19 protein-coding genes and 1 pseudogene are annotated in these 25,028 nt (G+C 39.1%); 10 read left to right on the top strand and 10 right to left on the bottom strand.

Features of this window, described 5'->3' with window-relative positions:
• The first annotated feature begins 7 nt into the window (after positions 1 to 7).
• Together trpB and trpA are read left to right on the top strand one after the other, a co-directional pair.
• On the top strand, positions 8 to 1,219 hold the full coding sequence (gene trpB, locus CDG62_RS15550) for a tryptophan synthase subunit beta (RefSeq protein ID WP_087528788.1): 1,212 nt from the start codon (positions 8 to 10) through the stop codon (positions 1,217 to 1,219).
• The gene (gene trpA, locus CDG62_RS15545) at positions 1,216 to 2,004 is read left to right on the top strand and encodes a tryptophan synthase subunit alpha (RefSeq protein WP_087528789.1); all 789 of its coding nucleotides are present in this window, start codon (positions 1,216 to 1,218) and stop codon (positions 2,002 to 2,004) included. The genes trpB and trpA overlap by 4 nt, the downstream gene beginning before the upstream one ends.
• A 125-nt stretch (positions 2,005 to 2,129) precedes the next feature.
• Here trpA and ribA read toward each other — a convergent pair whose 3' ends face one another.
• Entirely contained in the window at positions 2,130 to 2,732 is a 603-nt protein-coding gene (gene ribA / locus CDG62_RS15540; RefSeq protein ID WP_087528790.1) for a GTP cyclohydrolase II, read from the bottom strand.
• A gap of 514 nt (positions 2,733 to 3,246) precedes the next feature.
• On the bottom strand, positions 3,247 to 3,978 hold the full coding sequence (locus CDG62_RS15535; RefSeq protein ID WP_087528791.1) for a Fic family protein: 732 nt from the start codon (positions 3,976 to 3,978) through the stop codon (positions 3,247 to 3,249).
• A gap of 157 nt (positions 3,979 to 4,135) precedes the next feature.
• Here CDG62_RS15535 and CDG62_RS15530 point away from each other — a divergent pair, with 157 nt between their 5' ends.
• The gene (locus tag CDG62_RS15530; RefSeq protein WP_087528927.1) at positions 4,136 to 5,068 is read left to right on the top strand and encodes an IS5 family transposase; all 933 of its coding nucleotides are present in this window, start codon (positions 4,136 to 4,138) and stop codon (positions 5,066 to 5,068) included.
• A gap of 58 nt (positions 5,069 to 5,126) precedes the next feature.
• A complete protein-coding gene (locus tag CDG62_RS15525; RefSeq protein ID WP_213070681.1) occupies positions 5,127 to 5,816 on the top strand; it encodes a transporter in 690 nt (229 codons plus the stop codon).
• A 203-nt stretch (positions 5,817 to 6,019) separates the two neighbouring features.
• Here the strand turns inward: CDG62_RS15525 and CDG62_RS15520 are convergent.
• Positions 6,020 to 6,983 (bottom strand): annotated as a pseudogene (locus CDG62_RS15520) (IS5 family transposase).
• A 357-nt stretch (positions 6,984 to 7,340) separates the two neighbouring features.
• On the opposite strand from CDG62_RS15520, the gene CDG62_RS15515 reads away from it, so the two are divergent.
• A complete protein-coding gene (locus CDG62_RS15515) occupies positions 7,341 to 8,519 on the top strand; it encodes a tetratricopeptide repeat protein (RefSeq protein WP_171405720.1) in 1,179 nt (392 codons plus the stop codon).
• A 2-nt stretch (positions 8,520 to 8,521) separates the two neighbouring features.
• The gene (gene wecB / locus CDG62_RS15510; RefSeq protein ID WP_087528863.1) at positions 8,522 to 9,667 is read left to right on the top strand and encodes a non-hydrolyzing UDP-N-acetylglucosamine 2-epimerase; all 1,146 of its coding nucleotides are present in this window, start codon (positions 8,522 to 8,524) and stop codon (positions 9,665 to 9,667) included.
• Position 9,668: 1 nt separating this feature from the next.
• On the opposite strand, the gene CDG62_RS15505 is transcribed toward wecB, so the two are convergent.
• The 7 genes from CDG62_RS15505 to CDG62_RS15475 form a co-directional block, all read right to left on the bottom strand.
• Positions 9,669 to 10,538, bottom strand: coding sequence for a hypothetical protein (locus CDG62_RS15505; protein ID WP_087528862.1), 870 nt, complete (start codon positions 10,536 to 10,538; stop codon positions 9,669 to 9,671).
• A 2-nt stretch (positions 10,539 to 10,540) separates the two neighbouring features.
• Positions 10,541 to 12,364: a hypothetical protein gene (locus CDG62_RS15500; RefSeq protein ID WP_087528861.1), complete on the bottom strand. Its 1,824-nt coding sequence runs from the start codon at positions 12,362 to 12,364 to the stop codon at positions 10,541 to 10,543.
• A complete protein-coding gene (locus tag CDG62_RS15495; RefSeq protein WP_087528860.1) occupies positions 12,361 to 13,614 on the bottom strand; it encodes a glycosyltransferase family 2 protein in 1,254 nt (417 codons plus the stop codon). Before CDG62_RS15495 ends, CDG62_RS15500 begins: the two co-directional genes overlap by 4 nt.
• A complete protein-coding gene (locus tag CDG62_RS15490; RefSeq protein ID WP_087528859.1) occupies positions 13,611 to 14,504 on the bottom strand; it encodes a hypothetical protein in 894 nt (297 codons plus the stop codon). The genes CDG62_RS15495 and CDG62_RS15490 overlap by 4 nt, the downstream gene beginning before the upstream one ends.
• Positions 14,501 to 15,262, bottom strand: a complete 762-nt coding sequence (locus CDG62_RS15485) for a hypothetical protein (RefSeq protein WP_087528858.1) — start codon at positions 15,260 to 15,262, stop codon at positions 14,501 to 14,503. The genes CDG62_RS15490 and CDG62_RS15485 overlap by 4 nt, the downstream gene beginning before the upstream one ends.
• 174 nt (positions 15,263 to 15,436) lie before the next feature.
• On the bottom strand, positions 15,437 to 16,369 hold the full coding sequence (locus CDG62_RS15480) for an IS5 family transposase (protein WP_087528927.1): 933 nt from the start codon (positions 16,367 to 16,369) through the stop codon (positions 15,437 to 15,439).
• A 407-nt stretch (positions 16,370 to 16,776) separates the two neighbouring features.
• Entirely contained in the window at positions 16,777 to 17,577 is an 801-nt protein-coding gene (locus CDG62_RS15475; RefSeq protein ID WP_087528195.1) for an undecaprenyl-diphosphate phosphatase, read from the bottom strand.
• Between the two features lie 412 nt (positions 17,578 to 17,989).
• Here CDG62_RS15475 and kdpA point away from each other — a divergent pair, with 412 nt between their 5' ends.
• The 4 genes from kdpA to CDG62_RS15455 are packed head-to-tail and all read left to right on the top strand — an operon-like array spanning position 17,990 to position 25,023.
• Positions 17,990 to 19,687, top strand: coding sequence for a potassium-transporting ATPase subunit KdpA (gene kdpA / locus CDG62_RS15470; protein ID WP_087528194.1), 1,698 nt, complete (start codon positions 17,990 to 17,992; stop codon positions 19,685 to 19,687).
• 16 nt (positions 19,688 to 19,703) lie between these two features.
• Positions 19,704 to 21,716 carry a potassium-transporting ATPase subunit KdpB gene (gene kdpB / locus CDG62_RS15465; RefSeq protein ID WP_087528193.1) on the top strand — a complete coding sequence of 671 codons (2,013 nt, stop codon included), beginning with the start codon at positions 19,704 to 19,706 and terminating at the stop codon, positions 21,714 to 21,716.
• Positions 21,717 to 21,725: 9 nt separating this feature from the next.
• A complete protein-coding gene (gene kdpC, locus CDG62_RS15460; protein ID WP_087528192.1) occupies positions 21,726 to 22,361 on the top strand; it encodes a potassium-transporting ATPase subunit KdpC in 636 nt (211 codons plus the stop codon).
• A gap of 13 nt (positions 22,362 to 22,374) precedes the next feature.
• On the top strand, positions 22,375 to 25,023 hold the full coding sequence (locus CDG62_RS15455; RefSeq protein WP_087528191.1) for a sensor histidine kinase: 2,649 nt from the start codon (positions 22,375 to 22,377) through the stop codon (positions 25,021 to 25,023).
• Positions 25,024 to 25,028: the final 5 nt, after the last annotated feature.

The raw sequence follows: 25,028 nt of genomic DNA, 5'->3' as shown, positions 1-25,028 counted from the left end.
ATATGAGATGACAACCCCTTATACAGGTAATGGTCCTGATGACTTGGGATTTTTTGGCAAATTTGGCGGATCTTACATGCCAGAGAGCTTAATGCCAGCACTTCGAGAATTAGAGCAAGCCTTTAATACTGTTCGGCACAAACCTGAATTTTGGGCTGAATATCAGCAGATTTTAACGGACTTTGTTGGTCGTCCTAGTCCTCTTTTTTATGCAAAAAACCTAACAGCTTATGCGGGAGGGGCTCGAATATATCTCAAGCGAGAAGATTTGAACCATACGGGTGCGCATAAAATCAATAATTGTGTTGGGCAAATCTTATTAGCCAAATTTATGGGGAAAACTAGAGTCATTGCAGAAACTGGTGCTGGACAACATGGTGTTGCAACAGCAACTGTTTGTGCACTGTTTAAGATGAAATGTACCATTTTTATGGGAGAAACAGACATTCAGCGCCAACAAGTGAATGTTGAACGCATGAAATTACTCGGTGCTGAAGTCAGAAGTGTTCAAAAAGGTCGTAGGACTTTAAAAGATGCGATGAACGAAGCATTACGTGACTGGATTAGTCATATTGATACAACCTATTATCTGTTGGGTACTGGTGCAGGTCCTCATCCATATCCCATCATGGTCAGAGAATTTCAAAAAATTATTGGTCTAGAAGCCAGAAACCAAATACTCCTCAAAGAAAATAAACTGCCTGATGCTTTAGTTGCTTGCGTTGGTGGTGGATCAAACGCATTAGGGGTGATGCATCCTTTTCTAGAAGACCTGAATGTCAAAATGTTTGGCGTTGAGGCAGGTGGAAAAGGAACCAATAGCGGTGAACATGCGGCCTCTATTTGCAAAGGTCAAGTCGGTGTGCTACATGGTAATTTAACCTATTTATTACAAGATTTAGATGGACAGATTTTAGAGGGGCACTCTATATCAGCTGGCTTAGATTATCCTGGTGTCGGCCCTGAACATGGCCTTCTGTTTGAAACAGGACGTGTGACATATACGGCTATAACCGATCAAGACGCTGTAAATGCATTTCAGCTTTTAAGCCAACAGGAGGGCATTATTCCTGCTCTTGAGAGTTCTCATGCGCTTGCGTATGCGATTCAACTTGCTCAAGAAATGCTGCCAGAACAGAGCATTATTGTCAATTTAAGCGGCAGAGGTGACAAAGACTTAAACACGGTCAAAAAATATCTTGCAGGAGCTACAGCATGAACCGTCTAGATCAAAAATTAGAGCAATTGAAACTGGAAAATCGAAGTGGTCTGGTCTGTTATTTTACTGCTGGGGATCCTAATTTTGCAGAAAGTTGTCGTTTGTTAAGTCAATTGGGGCAAGCTGGAGCTGACATTATTGAAGTCGGCATTCCATTTTCAGATCCAGTGGCAGATGGAGAGATCATTCAGGCAGCACATCTTAGAGCACTAAGTTCCGGCCAAACGGTAAAACAGACCATTGAGTTGGTAAAAGCAATCAGGCTACATGATGATCAGACACCAATAATTTTTATGACTTATTTAAATCCGATTATGCAATATGGTTTCGGGACACTTGTCGCCGAAACAGAAAATCTTATAGATGGAATATTGATTTTAGATGCTCCATATGGATATCGAGAAAAATTCGAAGTGCAGTTAAATGAAAAAAATATGCATTTAATTGCAATGACCGCGCCGACGACCCCAGTTGAAAAGTTAGAGCAAATCTCAGCGCGCGCGACAGGTTTTTTATATCATGTTGCAGAAAATGGTTTAACAGGAGGAGACTTCAATCTGTCTAATCTTGAGAAAAAGATTGCTGAAATTAAGCCTATTTTTAATATTCCTGTTGCAATTGGCTTTGGGATCAAAAATGAAAACAACGTTAAAGCATTAGCCAATAAAGTAGATCTTATTATCATTGGCTCAGCGCTTGTCAATAATTTTTTTAATAAGGGAATGAATGCGACTTTAGAAAAAGTGACGGTTTTTGCACAGATACTGAGACAAAATAAAGAATAGTCAGGCACCTTTCATAAATCTTCTTTTAAAACCATAATTGAATATAAAACAATTTTTTATCTTGGCCTTCTCCCGTGGGGGAGATGGAACTTTTTATGTGGATTTTTACTGAAAGTGATCACTTTTTAAAAATCACTATTATCATACAGATGTGACATACGTTTTTGCTTTGTCTCTAGATAAGCTTTGTTAAAGCTATTTAAGCCAACTTTTAAAGAAATACGTTCAACAACATTAATTCCTAAATCGGTCAAGGATTTGATTTTAAATGGATTGTTTGTAATGAGTTTTACATTCTTTATTTTTAAATAATCGAGCATAATGGTACACATATCATACTTGCGAGCATCTGCTGGCAGATTTAATAATAAATTAGCATCAAGGGTATCATGTCCTTGGTCTTGAAGTGCATAGGCTCGAATTTTATTGGTTAGTCCTATGCCACGGCCTTCTTGGCGTAAGTATAAAATGACTCCTTGACCTGCGTCATTAATCATTTTCATGGTTGAGTGTAATTGTGGACCACAATCACATTTGAGTGATCCAAAAGCATCTCCTGTTAAGCATTCTGAATGAATTCTAAGGAGTATGGGTTGATTAGAAATAGTATTCATCCCTTTAGCAAGAGCGATATGTTCTTCTCCACTACGTTTATCTTGAAATGCTATAATTTCAAAATCGCCAAACGCAGTAGGTAATTTTGATTTGGAAACAAATTCTATAGCCACGGAAGAATACACCTATATAAATTTATATTTGATACAATTTACTTAACCTATCTTAAAAGCATCGGCTGAATTTTTTGCAGTTATAAATTTCAGCGTTCTACTTCCAATTAAAGAGTATGTATCTGATAGTGAATTTTATGTGAAATGTTATTTAGAATATTTTTATTAGCGTTCTGCTTTGTTGCAAAAAATACTCAAAAGCTGAGGCTTGCCTAAACCATCAATATTTAAGATAAGTTGGGTTTTTTGTATAGTTCATTGAATTTATTGAATTTATTGAATTTATTGAATTTATTGAATTTATTGAATTTATTGAATTTATTGAATAAGTTAATAAAGGTAGGGTTGTGGTAAGGTCAATTCTTTGTATGATCGGTTCTATGTGTAGGCTTCTTCATTCTGAAATTATATTGCTGAACAATTTTTTGAGAACATCTTTAGGCAACAAGGCTCTAATAAACTAAAATGTCCTTAGCAGCAGTACAAATAAAGAAACATGTAAATTGGAGTAACTCTAAATTCCTAAAACCATTTGATATGGCTTAAACCCATCCAATACAGCATCAGCTACCAATTGAATAAAAGGCTCAGTCTTTCCATAAGCCATCCATTTATCCAATGCTTCATAGTAAGCCAAACGATTCTCTACAGTAATCACGCATGGTGGATAACCAGCTTTCATTAGTTCTAAGTTCATTAGTAGACGTGATGTACGGCCATTACCATCAATAAAGGGATGAATACCAACGAAATCAGCATGTACTTTGGCTGCACGTTCAATTGGGTGTAATGTATGGCTTTCGCTATTATACCAATCAACTAGCTGAGCCATTTTGTCATTTAGAAATGTATAGTCAGGAGGGGTGGTTGTAGCACCAGAAATCAATACATTTTGTTGGCGATATCGCCCTGCATTGTCATCATCAATATTTTTTAAAATAAGTTGATGGATATTACGAATTTGCCATTCAGAAAATGGTTCTTCTTTTCTAATAATGTCCTTAACGTAATAAATGGCATTTCTATGGTTAATTGCCTCGAAGTGCTCTCTTAATGCCTTTCCTCCGACAGTTATACCTTCTAGCACAACTTTGGTTTCTAATAGAGTAAGTGTATTCCCTTCAATAGCATTGGAATGATACGTCCATCGTACAATAAGGTCTTCTTGTAAATTTTTTACCATTGTAGGTGATAGGGGGCGATGCTGATCTAACTTATTTTTTAAATCATCAATAATTTCAAACATTACCTTATCCCTGAATGTGTCTAAAAGAATGATACATCAAAAAAGAATATCCAAGAAGTGATATGTTATATTGTAATATTTTGTGGTGCTCTTAATGCTGTTAGGCTTTGTTGCACAAAGCTGTTCTTAAGGGCTTCTTCAGCAATATAATTTCCAAATGAAGAAGCCTACACACAAAATCTACCGCACAACCAATTGGCCCGCATATAACCGAGCTCTCATTAATCGTGGGAATATTGCCATTTGGTTCGATCCAAAAACACAATGGTATGCAGAACCTCAAGGCAAACAAGGTCGAAGTCAAACCTACTCCGACATAGCGATTCAATGCTGTTTGATGATCAAATCTCTATTTAGACTTACTTTACGCATGGTCACTGGCTTTGTTCAAAGCTTAATTAAACTTTGTGGATTAGATTGGACAGCACCAGATTACAGTACGCTTTGTAGAAGACAAAAGCATATTGATATTGCAATTAGTTATCAGAAAAACAGTGATGGGCTTCATCTACTCGTAGACTCTACTGGCTTAAAGTTTTTGGGCGAAGGTGAATGGAAACGTAAAAAGCATCAGTCTGAATATCGTCGCCAATGGTGTAAACTTCATATTGGTATAGATGCTAGAACCCTGCAAATACGAGCCGTTCAGCTCACGACCAACAATGTAAGTGATTCACAGGTGCTTGGGGATTTACTCAATCAGATTCCATTGGATGAGCAGATTGACTCCGTATATACCGATGGCGCTTATGACACCAAGCAATGCCGACAGGTCATTGCAGATCGGCAAGCACATGCAGTGATTCCACCTAGAAAAAATGCCAAGCCTTGGAAAGATAAAAAAGTTCATTCGCTAGAGCGAAATGAATTACTTCGCACTGTTAAACGTTTAGGCAGGACACTATGGAAAAAATGGTCGGGCTACCATCAGCGAAGTCTGGTTGAAACCAAGATGCACTGCATCAAATTATTAGGCGATAAACTCAGTGCTAGGAACTTTCAAAGCCAAGTCAACGAGGTACATGCTCGTATAGCCATTTTAAATAGATTTACAGAATTAGGCCGACCTCATACCCAAGTTGTCACTTAAATTTGAGCAACTTAGGAAAGCTCTATCTTTAAGGGCTTTATGCAACAAAGCCAATCCAGTGGCTGACTTAGTCAGTGTACCTTTCCAATTTAACTATGATCAAAATATTGGTGCAGATGAAGAAACTGAACGTTATCAACTAAATATCCAACCCGTAATTCCAATTAAATTAAATGAAGATTGGAACTTAATCTCTAGAACAATTGTACCCGTGAATTATCAGATCTATGGTGAATCAAACCGAGATGATGATTGGGGAGTCGGAGATATCACACAAAGTTTATTCTTCTCTCCTTCCCAATCGACTGGTTTAACTTGGGGAATCGGTCCAGTACTTTTATTCCCAACTGCTTCCGAGAAATCTCTCGGGGCAGATCAATATGGTGCAGGTCCAACATTTGTTGTATTAAAGCAAATGCATGGTTGGACATTTGGGGCTTTAGCCAATCATATCTGGGGCGTAGAGAATAAGGGTCATGTAGAAGATGCCAATAGTACCTATGTACAACCATTTTTAAGCTACACCTATCCAAGCAGTCTAACAGTAGGGTTAAACTCAGAATCAACCTACGATTGGAATACAGAAGATGCTACTGTCCCAGTCAATTTAACGCTAACGAAAATGATCAATCTTAATGGTCAAATAATCAGTGTTGGTGGTAGTGCTAGATATTGGATTGAAGATACTGACTCAAGCCCTAAAGGGTGGGGAGCACGTTTAATCGCATCTTTTGTTTTTCCTAAATAGATAAGTATTCAAGTTGCTTTAAACTAATTACGATAAAAAGCCTGAAATTAAGTCAGGCTTTTTGTTTTCGCTAAATATTTTTCGATACTCCCATCAGCCTAAGATTAAACATAAAATCTCTTATTTAATATTTAAAAACGGCTTTGTTGCATAAAGTCATTAAAGTTAAAGTTTTCCTAAGTTGCTAAGATTTAAGTTATAACTTAGGTGTGAGGTCGGCCTAATGGCGTAAATCTGTTGAGGACTGCTACACGTGTATGAATTTCATTGACTTGGCTCCCAAAGTTTCTTGAGCAGAGTTTATCGCTCAATAATTTAATGCAATGCATCTTGGTTTCGACCAAAATTCGGCGATGATAGCCAGACCATTTTTTCCAATTCGTTCTCCCTAAACGTTTGACCGTTTTTAGTAATTCATTTCTATAGATCTCGCTTGCTTGTCTTTCCGAGGCTTTGCATTTTTTCTAGGTGGAATCACTGCATGTGCTTGCAGATATGCAATGACCTGACGGCATTGTTTTGATGTCATAGCCCCGTCTGTATAAGCTGAATCAATCTGTTCATCCAACGGGATTTGATCAAGTAAATCAACAGGGTCTGGCGAATCACTCACATGATTCGTTCTGAGCTGAACAACTCGTATTTCTAGAGTTCTAGCATCTATACCAATATGTATTTACGCCATTGCCAACGATATTCAGGATGTCGTTTCTTACGTTTCCATTCACCTTCACCTAAAAAGCTTCAAACCAGTCGAGTCCTCTAATAGGTGAAGCCCATCACTACTTTTTTGATAGCTGATCGCAATATCAATCTGCTTTTGTCTTCTGCAAAGCATCGAGAACGAATATCACTGATATTCGGGGCCATTCAGTCTAATCCGCAAAGTTTAATCAGACTTTGGACAAAGCCTGTAACCATCCTTAGAGAGAGTCGAAAGAGAGATTTAATCATTAAGCAACATTGAATTGCTGTATCGGAGTAGATTTGATTTCAACTTGGTTTGCCTTGTGATTGTGCATACCATCGAGTCTTTGGATCAAACCAAATCGATATATTTCCTCGATTTATTAATCTTGCGCAGTATACTGCTATATCAGAAGACCAATTCGTTATCTGGTAGATTTTAGGTGTAGATTTATTCGTTTGGGAATTATATTGCTGTATAAACCTGTAATGATAAGTTTGTGCAACAAAGCTATTTAAAATTAATTTTAATTTAATCATTAGGATGGGTAAATAAAAGTATAATTGAACTTCTAATCTATATGTAATACAGGGTTAATATAATTTAAAAATAGAATAAAATATTTTTTATTTAATAATGGTAGATATTTTTTAATTTCTTTGTATCATTTAAAGATAATATGTGAATGATGGTTGTTTGTTTAGTTGAAATTTTATGATTTTTGAAGTTCTTTTTTATAAAGAATATATGTAGTTTGGTAACCAATATTAACTATCTCGAACTTAAAAAAAAATTGCTGATATATTACTCTAAAGACTGCTAATTTACTATTTAGAATGAAGAATTTACATATAGTTTCAAGTGCTTGTGTGTTGGTTGTGAGTGCCTCTCTACATGCTCAAGTAGAAGTTATGCCTGAAGTATATGCTTTATGGAGTGAATATTATCTAATAGAAAATAATGACTTAGAACAAGCGAATGAGATTTTACAAAAATTAAGCATGAAAACCCCTCAAGATCCGAAAGTTTGGAAAACATGGGCATATTTAGAATTGCGAAAAAAAAATAATATCCAAGCTTTAACTTACATAGATCGTGCTTTGGCGCTTAACCCAGAAGATGAAGAATTATTACTACAAAAAGCTTATTTGTTAAATGCTGCACAGCGTAATCCAGAAGCTTTAGAAATATTTAAAAGGTTACAACAGTCTTCAAATCCAGAAACTGTTGAGAAAGCTCAGCAAGCAGTAAAGAATTTGAGTGGAACTGAAAGCAGTTCACCTAAAACAAGTTTCTCAGATATTTACTTTTCGCCTTCTTTTGAAGGTCGTTACGACACCGCTATCTTGCCTCTAAAACTACGGTATGGGCGCTATTGGGGAGAAGAAAACCGTGGGCAGGTTTATGGTTTTGCTAATGTCAACCGTGATACACGTTCAACAGGTGGAGCCCGTCCTGAAATCATTGATCAGAATGCCGCGATTTTAGGTGTTGGAGCGAATTATCGTCCTTGGGAATGGCCAATTTATTTATATTTGGAAGTAGGGGGAAGTTATGACCTGATTGATTTAAATCGGGATAAATTCAGAGAAAGCATTAACTTTGGTCTAGCGGGCTATCAGGAATGGTATTGGCACAATACGGAAACCACGCACACACCAAAGCAGAATCAAAATCAATATTTTGCTGAACTATATGGTAATGCTGCGAGCTATTCCCGTGAAGATTACAACGTAATTGGTGATTTTCGCTTACGCACAGGTTGGAATATGAATCGTGATCATTTCGGTAATGTGCAGGCCTATTTAAAATTTCACACTATTAATGACTCTAATAATGAGTTTTATAACAATTTGGCCGAGCTTGGGCCAGGAATTGCATGGCAACCTGAAAATTTTCCTATCAAATTACGTGTCGAGCAGATGTATGGCAAATATATCAATGGGGCACCTGTGTCAGGGAAAAGAACTTTTGATAACACACGAGTTGAACTGACCTATTACTGGAGCTTTTAACGATGCCGATTTATCTTTCTTTTATTTTTGGTACACGCCCTGAGCTGATTAAGTTGGCTCCTGTAATTTTAAAAGCTAGGCAAGATTCACGTTTTGAGGTAAATGTTGTATTCACAGGCCAGCATTTGGAGTTGGTACAAGATGCAATTGAGTTTTTTCAGATTGAAATTGATCATCATTTGCAAATTATGCAACCTGGAAAAAGTTTAAATATTTTATTAAGTAAGGCGCTGAACGAGCTCGATCAGGTCTTTAGTGAAATGCCGAAATGTGATGTGATTGTGGTTCAAGGCGATACGACAACCGTATTGGCTGGTGCTCTGGTGGCTTTTAATCTAAATATTCATTTGGCACATGTTGAAGCGGGATTGCGTTCTTTTGACTTGATGCATCCTTTTCCAGAAGAAGGGAATCGGCAGTTGGTTTCACGTTTGGCGCGCTGGCATTTTGCACCAACTCAACTTTCTGCAGAAAATTTATACCAAGAGAATATTTCCAAACAGCACATTTTTATTACAGGAAATACGGTCGTTGATGCGATTTATGATGCGCGTGACTTGATAGAGTCTTCTTCACAGCAGTCCCAACAAAGATTAGAAAGATTAGGGCTGAATTTGAGAGGACAGCATCAATTGGTTTTGTTGACAGCACATCGGCGAGAGAACTTTGGTGAGGGGATTCAGAATATCTGTGCAGTGATTAATGAATTATGTCAACGCTACCCAGAGCTACATTTCGCTTGGCCTGTGCATCTTAATCCTCAGGTTTATGACATTGCCTACAAAGAGTTTGCGAAGCACCCGCAAGTCCATTTATTAAAACCTTTGGACTATCCAGACTTACTAGCAATATTGCAGGCAGCTCATTTTATTATGACGGATTCGGGCGGCATCCAAGAAGAAAGTCCAACTTATCAGAAGCCTGTACTTATTCTACGGGACGTAACTGAACGGCCTGAAGTTGTTGAAGCTGGTTGTGGGATACTGGTCGGTACAGATAAAGCCAAAATTATCAAAGCATTTTCTCAATTGATGGATGACTCTGCCTATTACCAACAACATGCAGAAGTAGAAAATCCTTTTGGTGATGGGCACGCTTCAGAACGTATCCTTGAGCAAATAGTACAAGACTTAAAAGTAACTGAATAAATTAGTAGTTGATCTTCATCCATAGATAAAGCCAGAATACACTGGCTTTATCTAAATAATGAGGTCCATCAAAAATATATATTCGTTGTCCTGCATAAGCTTGCAGTTGCTTTGCAATTTCCCAAGGATAAGCTGCACGAAAACTCCCATCGGGGTTAGGTCGAAAAGCCTCTAAAATAATTACTACGCGGTTTTCACCAAACTCATTTTTAAGGTTTTTATAAATGAGAGCCGCCTCTTCAGGACTGCGCGTTCCTACTCCTACACCATCTTGAAAGAAAACCTGAGCATTGTCTGGTAGCCAGCTTTCTAACCAATAATGTAAAAATGGTGATTTACGATCAGCACTATAAATACTAATCCAGACTGGGCGTTTAAGCGCAGAAATGTGATGTGCTAGATTGGTAACCCCATGCCAGCTTGGATCTGCTTCTACTGGGAAATAATAACCAGCAGGTTGTACAGGCAGCTTAGTATGGATTATTTGCTGGGATTGTAAAAAAAGCTGGTCTATATGTTCACGAGCTACTGGTTCCTGATAATTCCCAGCTAAACCTAAAATAACCTTATCTGCCCAAGGTTGTTCAGCAATTGAGCTCCATTTAGGTTGATGCTCCCATTGTTGTGTGGGAATTTCTTTAAAAAATGAACGTCCATCAACAATACTCCATTGAGTCACCAATGTGTCGATACCCAAGAGATGCCAGTTTCCAGATGGGTGACTGATTTGATCGACTTGCCAGAATATACCTTCAATTTTAGGAGGAATAGATTGTGCATCTGCTCGAGTCATGAAGAATAATGAGCCAGTCAGAGCTAAAGCTGGAATAGCTAAGACCACACACAAACCTAAAAGGAGGTATTTTTTCATCTTTATTCTTCTTTAGACTTCTGCGCTTTACGGTTTCTGCGCCAGATGAGTAGGCTGATAATTAAAACAATCAGAACACCTAAGATAATAGCAATAGTCTGTAAAGAAATCTGCTCAATAATCGGCGGTTTGGCTTTTTCAACTATGTTTTGATTCAAAACAGTGATTTGCCCTTGTGCAGAAATAAATAATGCCGTGGTATTGTTGGGTATTTTCTGCTGAATTTCGGGCCAGAATCGTGCAAAATTTTCTGCTCCCAAGTTATTATCACTATAGATCCAGAAGTTTCCATTTTTGACTGTAATCAGGCCACCATTTTCTGTGGTTGGTAAATAGAGCGTTTGGCCATATTTTTGCAATTCGGATTGATAACGTTGAGCATCAAGCTGGATATTAATGGCTTTCGGTGCATTTAAACTGAGTGGCGTGATATTTAAACCGATGGGGTCATTACTCAGTAGCATTTTCTTGGCAACTTGCGCCAAGCTAATAGCGATTGGAGTTGCTGCTGGAGTATTGACCGCAATTTCAGGGGTACTGCTAAACGTGCTAGAAAGCGTGATTACACCTTTTTTCATCTGATGCGGGAGATTCAGCTTTGATTTTTTCGTATCTATCCATAAGGCATTTCCTGCATTTGGTAGGCAGTAATTGTTATTTAACTGGGTATTGCTAACCATCATGTTGAAGCTGTTGGTGTAAGGATAGTCAGCACTTATAAAGTCAAACTGACGTTCTACTGGACTTGAATCTAGCTTAGCTAGGCTGGTACTCCCCGCTAAGCTATCATTTAGCCAGACTTGTAAAGTAGATCCTTGTAATAGTCCACTTTGAGAACGAAAGCTAAGTTGCCCATTTAAAATATCTGTTGCTTCCCAAACAGCTGGAAAGATTACTGAAAAATTTTTAGGAGAATTATCGAGCTTAAAATCTGAAATACCTAAATCAGCTAAGCTTTCGAATTTACGTAAACTGGCCCATGTAGGTCTTGCAACGGGGCCATTTAATGATGCTGTTGGGGTATTGAGCTGTTCTAGATATTGGCGGTTGAGCAGAGCATTGATAGCCATCAGCAACTGTGGTTCTGTCTCATATTCAATATTTAAAGTGGGTGTTTGGCTTGCCTGACTCAAACTAATTTGTGCATTCTGTAGGGATTTGGTTGAACGCTGAATGCTGATAATGAAGTCGGGTTCGGCTTCTGTATTTTCAGTCAGTTTCCATTGTATGGGTGTAGCAAAGTTCCAAGCCGTGGTGAGTCGGCCAATCATGCTAGCTTCCATGAAATTTGTAGTATCAAAGCGCAGTAATGCCTGTATAGGTTCTGCGCGGTTGAGCTGGCTATTAAACAATGCATCTGGTAGTTGATTGAGCTGTAGGGTTTCACGTTGTGGTTGATAGCTCAGACTTGCCTGGGTGAGTGCTGTATAGAGATTACTAGATTCTAAGCACATATTTTCAGTGCTTTGTCCTTCAGTAGAGGGCTTTTGTAAAATACTAATATCGAGCCGATGGAAGCCACTTTGGGAGGGTTGAAGATTGAAACTTAATGTACCTTTACCACTTAAGTTCTGCTGATGGATGAGCTGATTGTCATAGCGCACAATCACTGTACTGTTACCCTGTACATTAAACTGGCTATTGAACAGGACATTTTGCCAGCTTTCCCCTTTGGCTACATAAAAGAAATAAGGGGTACTTTGCTCAATATTCTGTGAGATTAAATCATCTAGCTTCCATGTATCTGCATGGACATGTGTGCTACATGCAAGAAATAGGAGTGATGACATTAATGTAAAAGGAGCTGTTTTTATCTGCAAGGTCATTTTTTTTCCTTCTTCCGTTCTGTCTTGTACCAAGTAATTCCTTCACCTTTAATTTTTCCTTTCAGCATATCCCAAGCGGCTTTGAAAACAATCAGCAGAAAGACTTGTGAATAAGTGAAATAGGCAATAAAAGCATAGAAATAAAATCTTTTCGGTACTTCTTTTTCAAGGCTAAGTGTGAACCAAATTTGTATTAAATAAAGGATAAAGGCCAGAATGAACAGTAGGGTGAATGGGCCTGGAATGGTAGTACCATCAATACCCAATAAGCCAATGATCATGGTTAAGTGACTTAAGAACAGGGCTGGAACAAACATGATGTAGCACATAATATTATTCCCGATTTCCATCCCAATTGGAAAAGGGTGTCGAATAGCTGTTCTTAAATATTTCCGTGTTACATAGAAGTTACCTTGAGTCCATCTAGAGCGTTGTTTGATGAAAATACCTAGGTCCCCAGGATCTTGCTGCCAACCCACGGCATAAGGTACCCATTTAATTCGCTTGTGACCTAAAAAAATTCGGTAACTCATTTCTGTATCATCAACTAGAGATTTCTCATCAAAGCCACCTAAAATATCCAATGCGTCTCGCCAGATGACATAATTGGTACCCATTAAAGTAGATAGTCGGAAGCGTAACCAGCGTCCGCCCTGAAAAATCCATTGAAAATAAATAAATTCAATTGCAATAAAGGTGCTGAGAGGACTGTCTTTCCAGTTACGAGTGCGTACTTTTCCATTCACAGCGACAAGGCTGGCATCTGCCAATAGGGTTTGCGCAATCAAACGCACACAATCGGGCTCAGGTGTACTATCTGCATCATAAACAGCAATCAGCTCGCCTTGAGCATACTTGAGGCCGTTATTTAATGTTCTAGATTTTCCCTTACCACCTTGGCCTTTAGGGACATTAACTACACGAATGACAGGAAACTCGGCAGCCATGCGATCCGCAATTTCCTGTGTATCATCTTTGGATGCATCATTAATTAGGAGTACCTCATAGCTTTCAGCAGGATAGTCCTGTGTGGCTAATGCACGTAAGGTATCCTCAATAACCAGTCCCTCATTATAAGCAGGAATCAAAACGCTCAGCATAGGCCAGCGCGGAGGTACTGGGAGGTTGGCCAGTTCTTTGCTGGCTCGAATAGAGTAGCGCCAAGCAGAAAAGCTAAGCCAAGCCCAAAAAGCTTGAGGAATCCAGATCCCAATAAATCCGATAATAAAAAGAATATCGATAGTGCTCATGATTTTTTAAACCTCCTCCATAGCATAGTAGAGAGAAGAATGAGCATTAAAATAATGATTATAAATACAGATACCCAAGAGGTAGACGTACCCCAAAAACTTAGTAATCCTGGGTAATGAGTAGAGAGCACAAGATGAAAAGGTAAAATCACTAAACCAGCTGAAAGTAATACATATCCAATTCGACTGGTGTGGATCTGGTCTTGCTGGCTACTAAAATGCAAATTTAAAAAATCCCAAGAAATTCCCAAGTCAGGATATGCAATATCACTTTCTGCAAGGCTGAGCTGCGGGTTTAAAACAATTCCAGTCCCATTAAAAGGTGAGTGAGCGTAAGCGGTATAAAATAGCTGTTGACCTGATTGGATACGCCGTGCAGGTAAGGGGAGTTGATCAGGATTCGCCTGAACAACATATAAACCACGCGGTAAGACTTTCAAGTTCGGGTTCCAGCCTTCTTGAATATAGGCCCCCATAGGACGCAAGCCTGCACTGGTTGCCAATGTTGCTAGACCTGGGAAGTGCTGCGGTTCAATATTACTCAGATCGAGTAGAGGGATTGCTCCTTCAGAAACCTCCTGTTTGACCTGAAAATAAATGGCGGGTCTCATAAAATCTTGAGGAATAAGTAAACCAGATTTAATTCCTTGGCTCTTCATGTTTTTATAGCTTTCAGAATTAAGCTGATCAACTGTAAAAACAGGCCATAATTTTTTAGTGGCTGAAAAATGTTCAGGAATTTGATGATAATCAGAGATTGCCTTTTGCTGGGTTGAAGAGACCTTTTCCAAACGGCAGTGGTAATACTTCTGATAAAAAGAAGAAAGGATTAGATCGGGCTGCGTATGGACTGAAATCAATAATCCGCAGGCGAAAATCATACTACTCATAGGCTTTCCTCTGAAAAAGAAGTTTGCCCTTTGAGATGTGAATGATGGGTGATTTTCGTTTTGATGAGTTCAATCTGCTTGATTCTTTCAATCAACTGCTTAGATGTCACAGAGTTTTGATCGGCAATCATAATGACATGGAGAATTGAAAGTCGCGTATCTGTAAAAGAAAAATGTGGAGCTTCAAAATTACTCTCTAACACATTGATAATTTTCTGCTGTAGGTGTTTCAGCTCATCAACCTGCAACATATCTCTTAATAGATTATGGTTTGTAATTTCTATATGAATTTCATTGTAATGAGGAATAAGACCTTGATTTAACATGAGCTGCACTTGATCATGCGTATATTGATAGGTACTAATAGGAAGGGTTCTATATGTTAAATTCTTACGGTACGTATCAAGTAAGTTATTGGTCTGTCGATTGGTCGACATCATTTCATAATAAATACTCAATAGCATAGGTGCTACAGGGAAAACGAAAAGCTGCAATAACTTTGTATTGGTGTCGATGGTATTGACTTGAATATCAAACAAAATATAAATAAAGAAGACTATAAAAATAAAAACACTCAGAATCATTGCTTGAATTAAATTCAAAAATCGACCCAGTAAAATAAAAGCAATCAAAAGTACCCAGCTCCCTACAAGCTCAGTACGTAACCATTCATATCCAACGATTCCTATAAAAAGGGCAATCAGCATAGGAATGAAGGTGATGGTTTGATTTGTTCTTACGAGCCAATTCTTTTGCATTAAAATTACTTTTAAGAAGTGTAATGATGTAAATAACTGTTAATTTTCATTTAAATTATTACATAAAGCATTGTAAATAAATTGTGTAAAAAGGATGTAAAATTATTATATTAGTTTGAAAGGGCTTTGTTGCATAAAGCCCTTAAAGATAGAGCTTTCCTAAGTTGCTCAAATTTAAGTGACAACTTGGGTATGAGGTCGGCCTAATTCTGTAAATCTATTTAAAATGGCTATACGAGCATGTACCTCGTTGACTTGGCTTTGAAAGTTCCTAGCACTGAGTTTATCGCCTAATAATTTGATGCAGTGCATCTTGGTTTCAACCAGACTTCGCTGATGGTAGCCCGACCATTTTTTCCATAGTGTCCTGCCTAAACGTTTAACAGTGCGAAGTAATTCATTTCGCTCTAGCGAATGAACTTTTTTATCTTTCCAAGGCTTGGCATTTTTTCTAGGTGGAATCACTGCATGTGCTTGCCGATCTGCAATGACCTGTCGGCATTGCTTGGTGTCATAAGCGCCATCGGTATATACGGAGTCAATCTGCTCATCCAATGGAATCTGATTGAGTAAATCCCCAAGCACCTGTGAATCACTTACATTGTTGGTCGTGAGCTGAACGGCTCGTATTTGCAGGGTTCTAGCATCTATACCAATATGAAGTTTACACCATTGGCGACGATATTCAGACTGATGCTTTTTACGTTTCCATTCACCTTCGCCCAAAAACTTTAAGCCAGTAGAGTCTACGAGTAGATGAAGCCCATCACTGTTTTTCTGATAACTAATTGCAATATCAATATGCTTTTGTCTTCTACAAAGCGTACTGTAATCTGGTGCTGTCCAATCTAATCCACAAAGTTTAATTAAGCTTTGAACAAAGCCAGTGACCATGCGTAAAGTAAGTCTAAATAGAGATTTGATCATCAAACAGCATTGAATCGCTATGTCGGAGTAGGTTTGACTTCGACCTTGTTTGCCTTGAGGTTCTGCATACCATTGTGTTTTTGGATCGAACCAAATGGCAATATTCCCACGATTAATGAGAGCTCGGTTATATGCGGGCCAATTGGTTGTGCGGTAGATTTTGTGTGTAGGCTTCTTCATTTGGAAATTATATTGCTGAAGAAGCCCTTAAGAACAGCTTTGTGCAACAAAGCCGTTTGAAAGCTATTGACTTTTATTTATAAAATAAAAATTAATTGAATTTTAAGCAATTTATTAAGTCTCCTTCTAGTGATGTATGCTGGGTATTGATTTAACTGGAATTTTAATCGCTACAAATTGGTTTTTAATTCAGTCTAAGATACTTAATAGATAAATGTATTGAATAAGGCGGGAGATAAATAGCATCAGTAAATATCTGCTCCAAAATCCTAATAATTATAGAAACAGTGATGATGGAGGATGTTATATTAAAAATTATAATATAGTGCCTATCATAGTTTGAAGTAAAAAATCTTAAAAGACTAAGAAAATGACTTCTAACTATGACGCTATTTTGAACATTTCAATTATAAAAATACAATTAATAAAATCACACCTAAAACGACGCGATACCAAGCAAACACTCTTAACGTGTGTTTTTCTACAAATTTAACTAAAGATTTTACAACGAGCAACGCCGCAATAAAGGCTGCGATAAAGCCAACAGAAATATTCAGTAAATTATCGGAGGTCAGAACACTCGCATTACGAATGAGGTCATAGGTTGCTGCACCGAGCATAGTCGGCATGGCTAAAAAGAAAGAAAACTCCGTGGCTGCTTTACGAGAAAGCCCTGATAACATACCACCAATGATGGTTGCACCTGAACGCGAAGTGCCAGGAATCATTGCGACGCATTGTGCAAAGCCAACGATAATGGCCTGTTTGATGGTAATATCCGTTGCTTCGATGGTTTTAGGTTCAATTTTTCGAGCTTCTACTGCAAAAATAATTAGTCCTCCGATAATCAGCGCACATGCGACTACAATGGGGCTAAATAGCACTTGTTTAATAAAATCAACCGCTAGAACACCAATGACCACTGCAGGAATGAAGGCCAAGATGACATTGATGGCAAAACGTCGCGCGTGTTGGTCACCAGAAAAAAAGCCTCGAACCAGTTCAATAATTTTGTGTCGATACAGCCAGCAAACAGCTAAAATCGCACCAAGCTGAATTACGACTTCAAATGCACGTCCCGCATCGGATTGGAAATCAATGAGATGACCAAAAAGTATCAAATGCCCAGTACTGGAAATCGGTAGAAATTCTGTTAATCCTTCGATCAGCCCTAAGAATAAGGCTTTAATTAATTCCAAGTTGTGCATAAATAAAAAAGTTAATAATTAAAAATTGAAATCTGTTTTAAGGCATTTCGTGCAACTTTGAAATGGGGAGGAGTAAGTTATTTAGTTTTTTTATGTCATCGCTCTTGGGATGGATAGAGTATTCATGTGTTGTATGCGTATTTACGGTCGTGGCGGATGTTTTCTGAATGAAGAAAATGATGAAGACCGTTGAATGATATGTCCAAAGACAAATATCCTAAAATTATAGCTTCGCTTGTGGCTGAGTTGTCATCGAAACTAAAGACGTTGAAAGAATGATAAGAAAAAGATGCTCATTAAATTTGAAATAAAATAATTTACGCAAAATTTACGCCATCCGCATTTTTGAATATAGAGAATTTACGCCTTCAATTTCCATACTAATGCTGACCTATTTTAAATGGCTTTTGCTATGTGGGAATTTATTACTATATTTGTCTTTTCATTGCTGTTGGCTTATCCGCTAGGTACTTATCTTGCGGATGTGATGCAAGCCAAACCAATGAAGAGTGACCGCTTTTTTAAGTGGATTGAACAACCCATCTACGTTGTGCTCGGTGTCAAGCGCAGTGGGATGAACTGGCGGCAATATCTAGGTGCTTTTGTACTCAGTAATATCTTGTTGTTAGTAGCGAGTGTCACTATTTTAATGACACAGGCATGGCTACCATTGAATCCTGATCATATTCCAAATATGAATTGGGATTTGGCTTTACATACCACTATTTCATTTCTGACCAATACCAATCAACAGCATTATTCAGGGCAAGCGCAACTGTCTTATCTATCGCAAATGACGGTGATCGTTGGCTTGCAATATTTGTCGCCAATTATGGGACTTGCTTTATTAGTCGCCATGTTAAGGGCTTTATTCCTGCAATCACGTCAAGCGGAAGATTCAGATCAAAAGAATTGGAACCATATTAATCTAGGTAATTACTGGATGGATATCATCCGACCCTTATTTAGATTCTTTATTCCACTTGGTTTACTTTTTTCTTTACTGCTCACTTTTCAAGGTGTTCCTGCAACATTATCAGCCGGTCCAACAGCGCAAGTTTTAGAGCAAAGCACAGAAGTCAAAACTCAACATATTCCACTGGGTCCAGTTGCACCGATGGTGGCAATTAAACAACTGGGGAGTAATGGTGGTGGTTGGTATGGCCCAAACAGTACTGTGCCCTTAGAGAATCCAACACCATTGTCGAATGTGATTGAGATGATTGCGATTTTACTGATTCCACTTTCTGCGGTGTTCATGGTTGGACGCTTTATCCAACGCAAAAAACTGATGTGGATGATTTTTGGCAGTATGTTGTTGATGTCATTGATTTCCACCTCTTTGGCTTTCTGGGCTGAAAAATCATCTTTGGTTCCTAATATCGCTTTGATGGAAGGCAAAGAAGTACGTTTTGGTGCGGATACATCGACACTTTGGGCAAGTCTCACCACACAAGTGAACAATGGTTCAGTCAACATGATGCATGACTCAGCTTCACCACTAACGGGATTGGTTGAACTGTGCAATATGCTGATTAATGCCATTTGGGGCGGCATAGGCTGTGGGCTATTACAGTTTTTTATTTATCTATTTTTAGCAGTATTTATCGCAGGTTTGATGACAGGGCGTACCCCTGAATTATTTGGGCGAAAAGTTGAAGTGACTGAAATTAAGTTATTGGCCTTCGTGATTTTATTACAACCCGTGGTAATTCTTGGTCTGACGGCGATTGCCATAGCATTTCCATCCATTACAGGGAATTCCAATCCAGCGTTTCATGGTATTAGCCAAGTGTTTTATGAGTATGTCTCTGCCTACGCCAATAATGGCTCTGGTTTTGAAGGCTTAGGCGATAACACTTTATGGTGGAATCTGAGTGCCAGTATGGCTTTATTGGCAGGGCGTTATAGCGTGTTGATTATTCCAGTTTTGATCGCAGTGAGTTTAGCAACCAAACCCCAAGCAGCCGAAAGCAAAGGTTCTTTACAGATCGAATCTCTAACCTTTGCCCTGACTTTAATCGGGATTGTACTGATTCTGACCTTGTTGCAATTCATGCCAGTGTTGGTGATTGGGCCAATTGCTGACTATTTGTCGATAAAAGTTTAAGCGTGGAGCAAGCACAATGAAACATTCAAATGCGACACAACAGATGGATATCTTGAATAAAGAAATTATTCAGCAAACTTTCCATAAATTGCTCCCTCAACACGCGTTTAAAAATCCAGTGATGGCATGTGTCTGGGTGGGAACCGTTTTAACCCTTGTTGCCACTTTAATGGGAAATGCGAGTTTAGGTTTTGGTTTAGTCCTGAGCTTGATTTTATTGGTCACGGTCTTATTTGCCAATTATGCTGAGGCGGTTGCAGAAGCCAAAGGACGTGGACAAGCAGCATCATTACGTCAGGCACGTGAAAATTTAACCGCAAATCGGATTCTCGATTTAAATGCTGTACCGAATACGATTTCTGCAAATCTACTTAAAAAGGATGATCTCATCATCGTAAAAGCAGGTGAAATTGTTCCTGCGGATGGCGAGATTATTCAGGGTTTTGCAACCATCAATGAATCAGCTGTTACAGGTGAGTCTGCACCCGTACTACGTGAAGCCAATACTGACCGTTCAGGTGTGATTGGTGGTACTAAGGTCTTGTCAGATGAAATTATTATTCGGGTCAGTAATGAGGCAGGGCATAGCTTTTTAGATCGTATGATTGCCTTGGTGGAAGGTGCTAACCGTCAAAAGACACCGAATGAGATCGCATTGAGTATTCTACTCAATATTATGACTATCACTTTTATTGTGGTTGTGCTGACCTTACCTGTTATTGGTTCAATGGTCGGGATCAAAGTCACTATGGTCTTATTGATTGCACTGTTGGTGTGTTTGATTCCAACCACAATTGGGGGCTTGCTGCCTGCCATTGGGATTGCAGGGATGAACCGTGCTTTAAAAGCCAATGTCTTAGCCAAATCAGGTAAAGCCGTTGAAGTTGCAGGTGATATTGATGTATTGCTGTTGGACAAAACTGGCACGATCACCTATGGAGACCGCCAAGCCACCGCTTTTTATCCATTGGCAGGTGTAACCCCAACCGAATTACGTCAAGCAGCAATGCTCACTTCTTTTGCTGATCCAACCCCTGAAGGTAAGTCGGTCATCAGCCTTGGGAAAGAATTAGGTGAAAGTATCCAAGAGCCGAAAGATGCTGAGTTCATTCAATTTAGTGCCTCAACTCGTCTTTCAGGAGTAAATCTAGCAACTGGACAAACGATTCGTAAAGGTGCTGTGGACGCGATTCTTAACTTTACCCATCAAGAAATCAAAGACAACATTGAACTTAAAACTCGTGTAGAGCAAGTCGCTTCTAAAGGTGCGACACCGCTTGTGGTGGCTTCGAATCATAATATTTTAGGCGTGATTGAACTCTCGGATGTAATTAAACAAGGGATTAAAGAACGCTTTGCACTATTACGTGAGATGGGCATTAAAACCATTATGGTCACGGGAGACAATCCATTGACTGCGGCTGCAATTGCGGCTGAAGCAGGGGTGGATGATTATATTGCAGAAGCCAAACCTGAGGACAAATTAGCTTGTATTCGTAACGAGCAGGCAGCAGGAAAATTAGTCGCAATGGTGGGTGATGGCACTAACGATGCACCAGCCTTAGCGCAGGCGGATATTGGTTTAGCCATGAATTCGGGCACGCAAGCTGCCAAAGAAGCTGGCAATATGGTGGATTTGGATTCTGATCCAACCAAATTGCTAGATGTGGTTGAAATTGGTAAGCAGCAATTGATTACTCGTGGAGCATTAACTACTTTTTCGTTGGCAAATGACGTATCTAAGTATTTTGTGATTTTACCTGCCTTGTTTGCCGTGGCGATTCCACAACTTGGGGTACTGAATATTTTACAGCTTAGTAGTTCAAGCAGTGCCGTGATTTCCGCTTTGATCTTTAATGCTTTGATTATTCCAATGTTGATTCCATTGGCACTCAAAGGCGTTCAATTCAAACCTGCCAGTGCGCTGCAATTGTTACGCCGTAATATGCTGATTTACGGTGTAGGTGGTGTGATCTTTCCGTTTATTGTGATCAAGCTGATTGACCTTGTTGTGTCAATATGGATTTAGGAGTGAGAAATGAATACTTTATTGAATCATGAGCAATTGAATCAACAGGACTTGGCATTATCTAATCAAGGACATTCAGTCCTACGTCCGAGTTTTGGTTTGATCGTGGTTGGTTTTTTCATTGCAGGCATGTTGTACGCTACAGCAAGTGTCTCGATTGCACAGTTGATCTTTCCCAAACAAGCCAATGGTAGTGTCATTGAACTGAATGGTAAAATTATTGGTTCAAGTTTGGTAGGACAAAACTTTGTTAGTGAACAATATTTCCATGGACGACCGAGTGCGGTAAGTTACAGTGTAGATGGCATGGCGGGCAGTAATTTGGCGGTTTCCAATCCTGATTTACAAAAACAAATTAAGGAAAGAACAGTGCAATTCGCCCAGAATAATCAGATTTCAGAGCAACAAGTGCCAAATGAGATGGTGACGGCTTCAGGAAGCGGGATTGACCCAGATATTTCACCTGAAAGTGCTTTATTACAGGTGAAACGTGTAGCACAGCAACATCATTTGCCTGAGCAGCAAGTTCGTGATTTGGTACAACAACAAATTCAGCCTGCACAATTCGGTATCTATGGGCAAGCGCGAGTGAATGTGTTGCAGTTAAATTTAGCCTTAGATCAATTGTCATCGACTACACGTTGATAGAGCAGACCTTATGCAGATCGACCGTAATAACAAAGCAGATGCATGGTTGGCACATAGTCAACGTGAACAATCTGGACGTTTGACCATTTTCTTGGGTGCAGCACCTGGAGTCGGGAAAACCTATGCCATGCTGACCCGAGCGCATGAACTGATGCAACAAGGGCAGTATGTGGTGGTCGGTGTGGTGGAAACTCACGGTCGATCTGACACCGAAGCTTTGATTCAAGGGCTCAATGTTATTCCAAGAAAGTCTGTGGAATATCAGGGCCGAATGTTGGACGAGATGGATCTCGACCAAATTCTTAAATTAAAGCCTCAAATTGTGCTTGTTGATGAACTTGCCCATCGGAATGTACCCAATAGTCGGCATGAATATCGTTGGCAAGATGTCAATGAGTTGTTGGATGCAGGCATTGATGTCTATAGCACCTTAAATATTCAGCATTTGGAAAGTTTGAATGATGTGGTTTTTCAAATTACGGGGATTCGGGTAACTGAAACTGTCCCCGATGCATTACTGAAACGTTTGAAAGATATTCGATTGGTTGATTTACCTGTTCCTGAATTATTAGAACGGATGAATCATGGCAAGATTTATTTCGCCGATGTTGCCCCCCATGCATTGCAAGGTTTTTTTAAAGCTGCAAATTTGACAGCGTTACGCGATTTGGCAATTCAAACTGTTGCAGGGCGGGTCGATATTGATTATCGAGAAAAATTTGTTGCGCAAGGGCAGATTATTCCGATTCAAAATCATGTCATGTTGGCCATAGATGGTTCTGAATTCTCTGAAGATTTGGTACGCCGTGCCCATCGGATTGCTGAAAGGCGCAATGCAACGTGGAGCGTCATTTCGATTCAAAAAAGTAAGGTTGAAACGACTCAAGCCTTTGCAGTGACGAAGGCTTTTAATCTAGCACGTAAGCTCGGTGCAGACACTTATTTACTCTATAGCAATCATATTGCATCGACCATTTTACAGGCAGCTTATGATTATGGTGCATCGAATATTTTGCTTGGCAAGAGCCCTCAAAAATCGCTATGGCAGCGTCTATTTTCAGATCATATTGCCGATCAACTGTTAGAGAAACAGCATCCTTTTGAAATCACCTTTGTTCAGCCTTTAAAAGCCCAAAATAATGAAAAGCGTTTGCAGAAAGATGTGGCTCATTCATCTTGGCTGGAACAAGGTTTGGCGTTTAATCAACGTGAAGTAGTCGAAAGTATTATCATTGTATTACTGGGACTGATTGTGGCAGTAATCAGTGATCATTTTATTGGATATAGTGATTTAGCCTTAATTTTTATTGTGACCGTATTACTGGTTGCGATACGCGCCCGCATGTTGATCACGATTATCAGCGTATTCATCTGTTTTTTACTCTACAACTATTTTTTTATCGAACCTCGATTTACCTTTATGATTAGTGCTGAACGAGGCGTGATTACAATTATCACATTTATCGTTTCAGCCTTACTGGTCGGGCGTTTAGCCAACCAATTACGTGCGCAGGTCTTGAGTTTACGTGCTGCAAATTCAGTCTCGTTACAGTTGCAAGAATTGGAAAGAAAACTATCGACCTGTGTGGATATTGAACAGGTGTTAAATGTCGCCAAACAACATTTAGAAGCCTCATTAAATGCCACGGTTTGGTTAAAAGTTGAAAATCAGTCTTTAGGTGATGTTTCTGCTTTAAATGAAAAAGATCAAATTGCCGCAGATTGGACACAAAAGAATGCGAAACCTTGTGGACGCTTTACCAATACACTGACCAATTCTGAATGGTGGTTTATTCCACTGAATTTAGTGAAAGAATATGGGGTGATTGCGATTCGCTTTCATCAAAATGCTCAGACCATCAGTTTTGAATTGCAACGTTTAACTGAGTTGATGATTGAAGATATTGCACAAACTGTTGCTCGGGTACAACTGTCTTTACAGTTAGAGAATTCTAGAGTAGTGGCTGAAACGGAAAAGCTACGTTCAGCTTTGCTTTCTTCGGTATCGCATGATTTACGGTCACCCTTAGCTGCGATGATTGGTTCAGCAGATACGCTCAAATACTATGGCGAACAGATGCCTGAAAGCGATCGGCATGAATTATTAGACACTATTCACATTGAAGGCGAACGACTGGATCGTTATATTCAAAACCTGTTGGACATGACGCGACTAGGTCATCAGGGTTTGACTTTAAGTCGTGCTTGGATTGGTGCAGATGAGCTGATTGGCTCTGCAACTCAACGGCTTAAACGCTATCAGCCTGAGGTGAAAATCGAAGTTGCTTTGGCGGAAGAACTTCCGCAATTGTATGTGCATCCTGCTTTGATTGAACAAGCCATTTTTAATGTCTTGGAAAATGCTGCCAAATTCTCACCAGAGAATGTTCCAATTGAAATAAAGATTCAGCAACAAGAAGAATTTCTGCAAATTGACATTATCGATCAGGGAATTGGCATTCCCGAAGATGAACGCGAGCAAATCTTTGATATGTTCTACACCATGCAGCGTGGTGATCGTGGTAAAACGGGAACAGGTTTAGGACTGGCTATTGTCAAAGCCATTATTGGTGCACATATGGGCAGTATTGAAGCTTTTACTGGAACAGATGGTCAAGGTACCTTAATTCGCATACGATTACCGTTACATCAGGATTAAAATTA

Source organism: Acinetobacter sp. WCHA55 (genome assembly GCF_002165305.2).
GTDB lineage: Bacteria > Pseudomonadota > Gammaproteobacteria > Pseudomonadales > Moraxellaceae > Acinetobacter.
This window is presented reverse-complemented; position numbering and strand designations above follow the sequence as displayed.

Bases quoted from the DNA above. Each gene is read 5' to 3' on its own strand.
- trpB (WP_087528788.1), top strand. From the start codon at position 8: ATGACAACCCCTTATACAGGTAATGGTCCTGATGACTTGGGATTTTTT.
- trpA (WP_087528789.1), top strand. From the start codon at position 1,216: ATGAACCGTCTAGATCAAAAATTAGAGCAATTGAAACTGGAAAATCGA.
- CDG62_RS15535 (WP_087528791.1), bottom strand. From the start codon at position 3,978: ATGTTTGAAATTATTGATGATTTAAAAAATAAGTTAGATCAGCATCGC.
- CDG62_RS15530 (WP_087528927.1), top strand. From the start codon at position 4,136: ATGAAGAAGCCTACACACAAAATCTACCGCACAACCAATTGGCCCGCA.
- CDG62_RS15515 (WP_171405720.1), top strand. From the start codon at position 7,341: ATGAAGAATTTACATATAGTTTCAAGTGCTTGTGTGTTGGTTGTGAGT.
- wecB (WP_087528863.1), top strand. From the start codon at position 8,522: ATGCCGATTTATCTTTCTTTTATTTTTGGTACACGCCCTGAGCTGATT.
- CDG62_RS15505 (WP_087528862.1), bottom strand. From the start codon at position 10,538: ATGAAAAAATACCTCCTTTTAGGTTTGTGTGTGGTCTTAGCTATTCCA.
- CDG62_RS15500 (WP_087528861.1), bottom strand. From the start codon at position 12,364: ATGACCTTGCAGATAAAAACAGCTCCTTTTACATTAATGTCATCACTC.
- CDG62_RS15495 (WP_087528860.1), bottom strand. From the start codon at position 13,614: ATGAGCACTATCGATATTCTTTTTATTATCGGATTTATTGGGATCTGG.
- CDG62_RS15490 (WP_087528859.1), bottom strand. From the start codon at position 14,504: ATGAGTAGTATGATTTTCGCCTGCGGATTATTGATTTCAGTCCATACG.
- CDG62_RS15485 (WP_087528858.1), bottom strand. From the start codon at position 15,262: ATGCAAAAGAATTGGCTCGTAAGAACAAATCAAACCATCACCTTCATT.
- CDG62_RS15480 (WP_087528927.1), bottom strand. From the start codon at position 16,369: ATGAAGAAGCCTACACACAAAATCTACCGCACAACCAATTGGCCCGCA.
- CDG62_RS15475 (WP_087528195.1), bottom strand. From the start codon at position 17,577: ATGCACAACTTGGAATTAATTAAAGCCTTATTCTTAGGGCTGATCGAA.
- kdpA (WP_087528194.1), top strand. From the start codon at position 17,990: ATGTGGGAATTTATTACTATATTTGTCTTTTCATTGCTGTTGGCTTAT.
- kdpB (WP_087528193.1), top strand. From the start codon at position 19,704: ATGAAACATTCAAATGCGACACAACAGATGGATATCTTGAATAAAGAA.
- kdpC (WP_087528192.1), top strand. From the start codon at position 21,726: ATGAATACTTTATTGAATCATGAGCAATTGAATCAACAGGACTTGGCA.
- CDG62_RS15455 (WP_087528191.1), top strand. From the start codon at position 22,375: ATGCAGATCGACCGTAATAACAAAGCAGATGCATGGTTGGCACATAGT.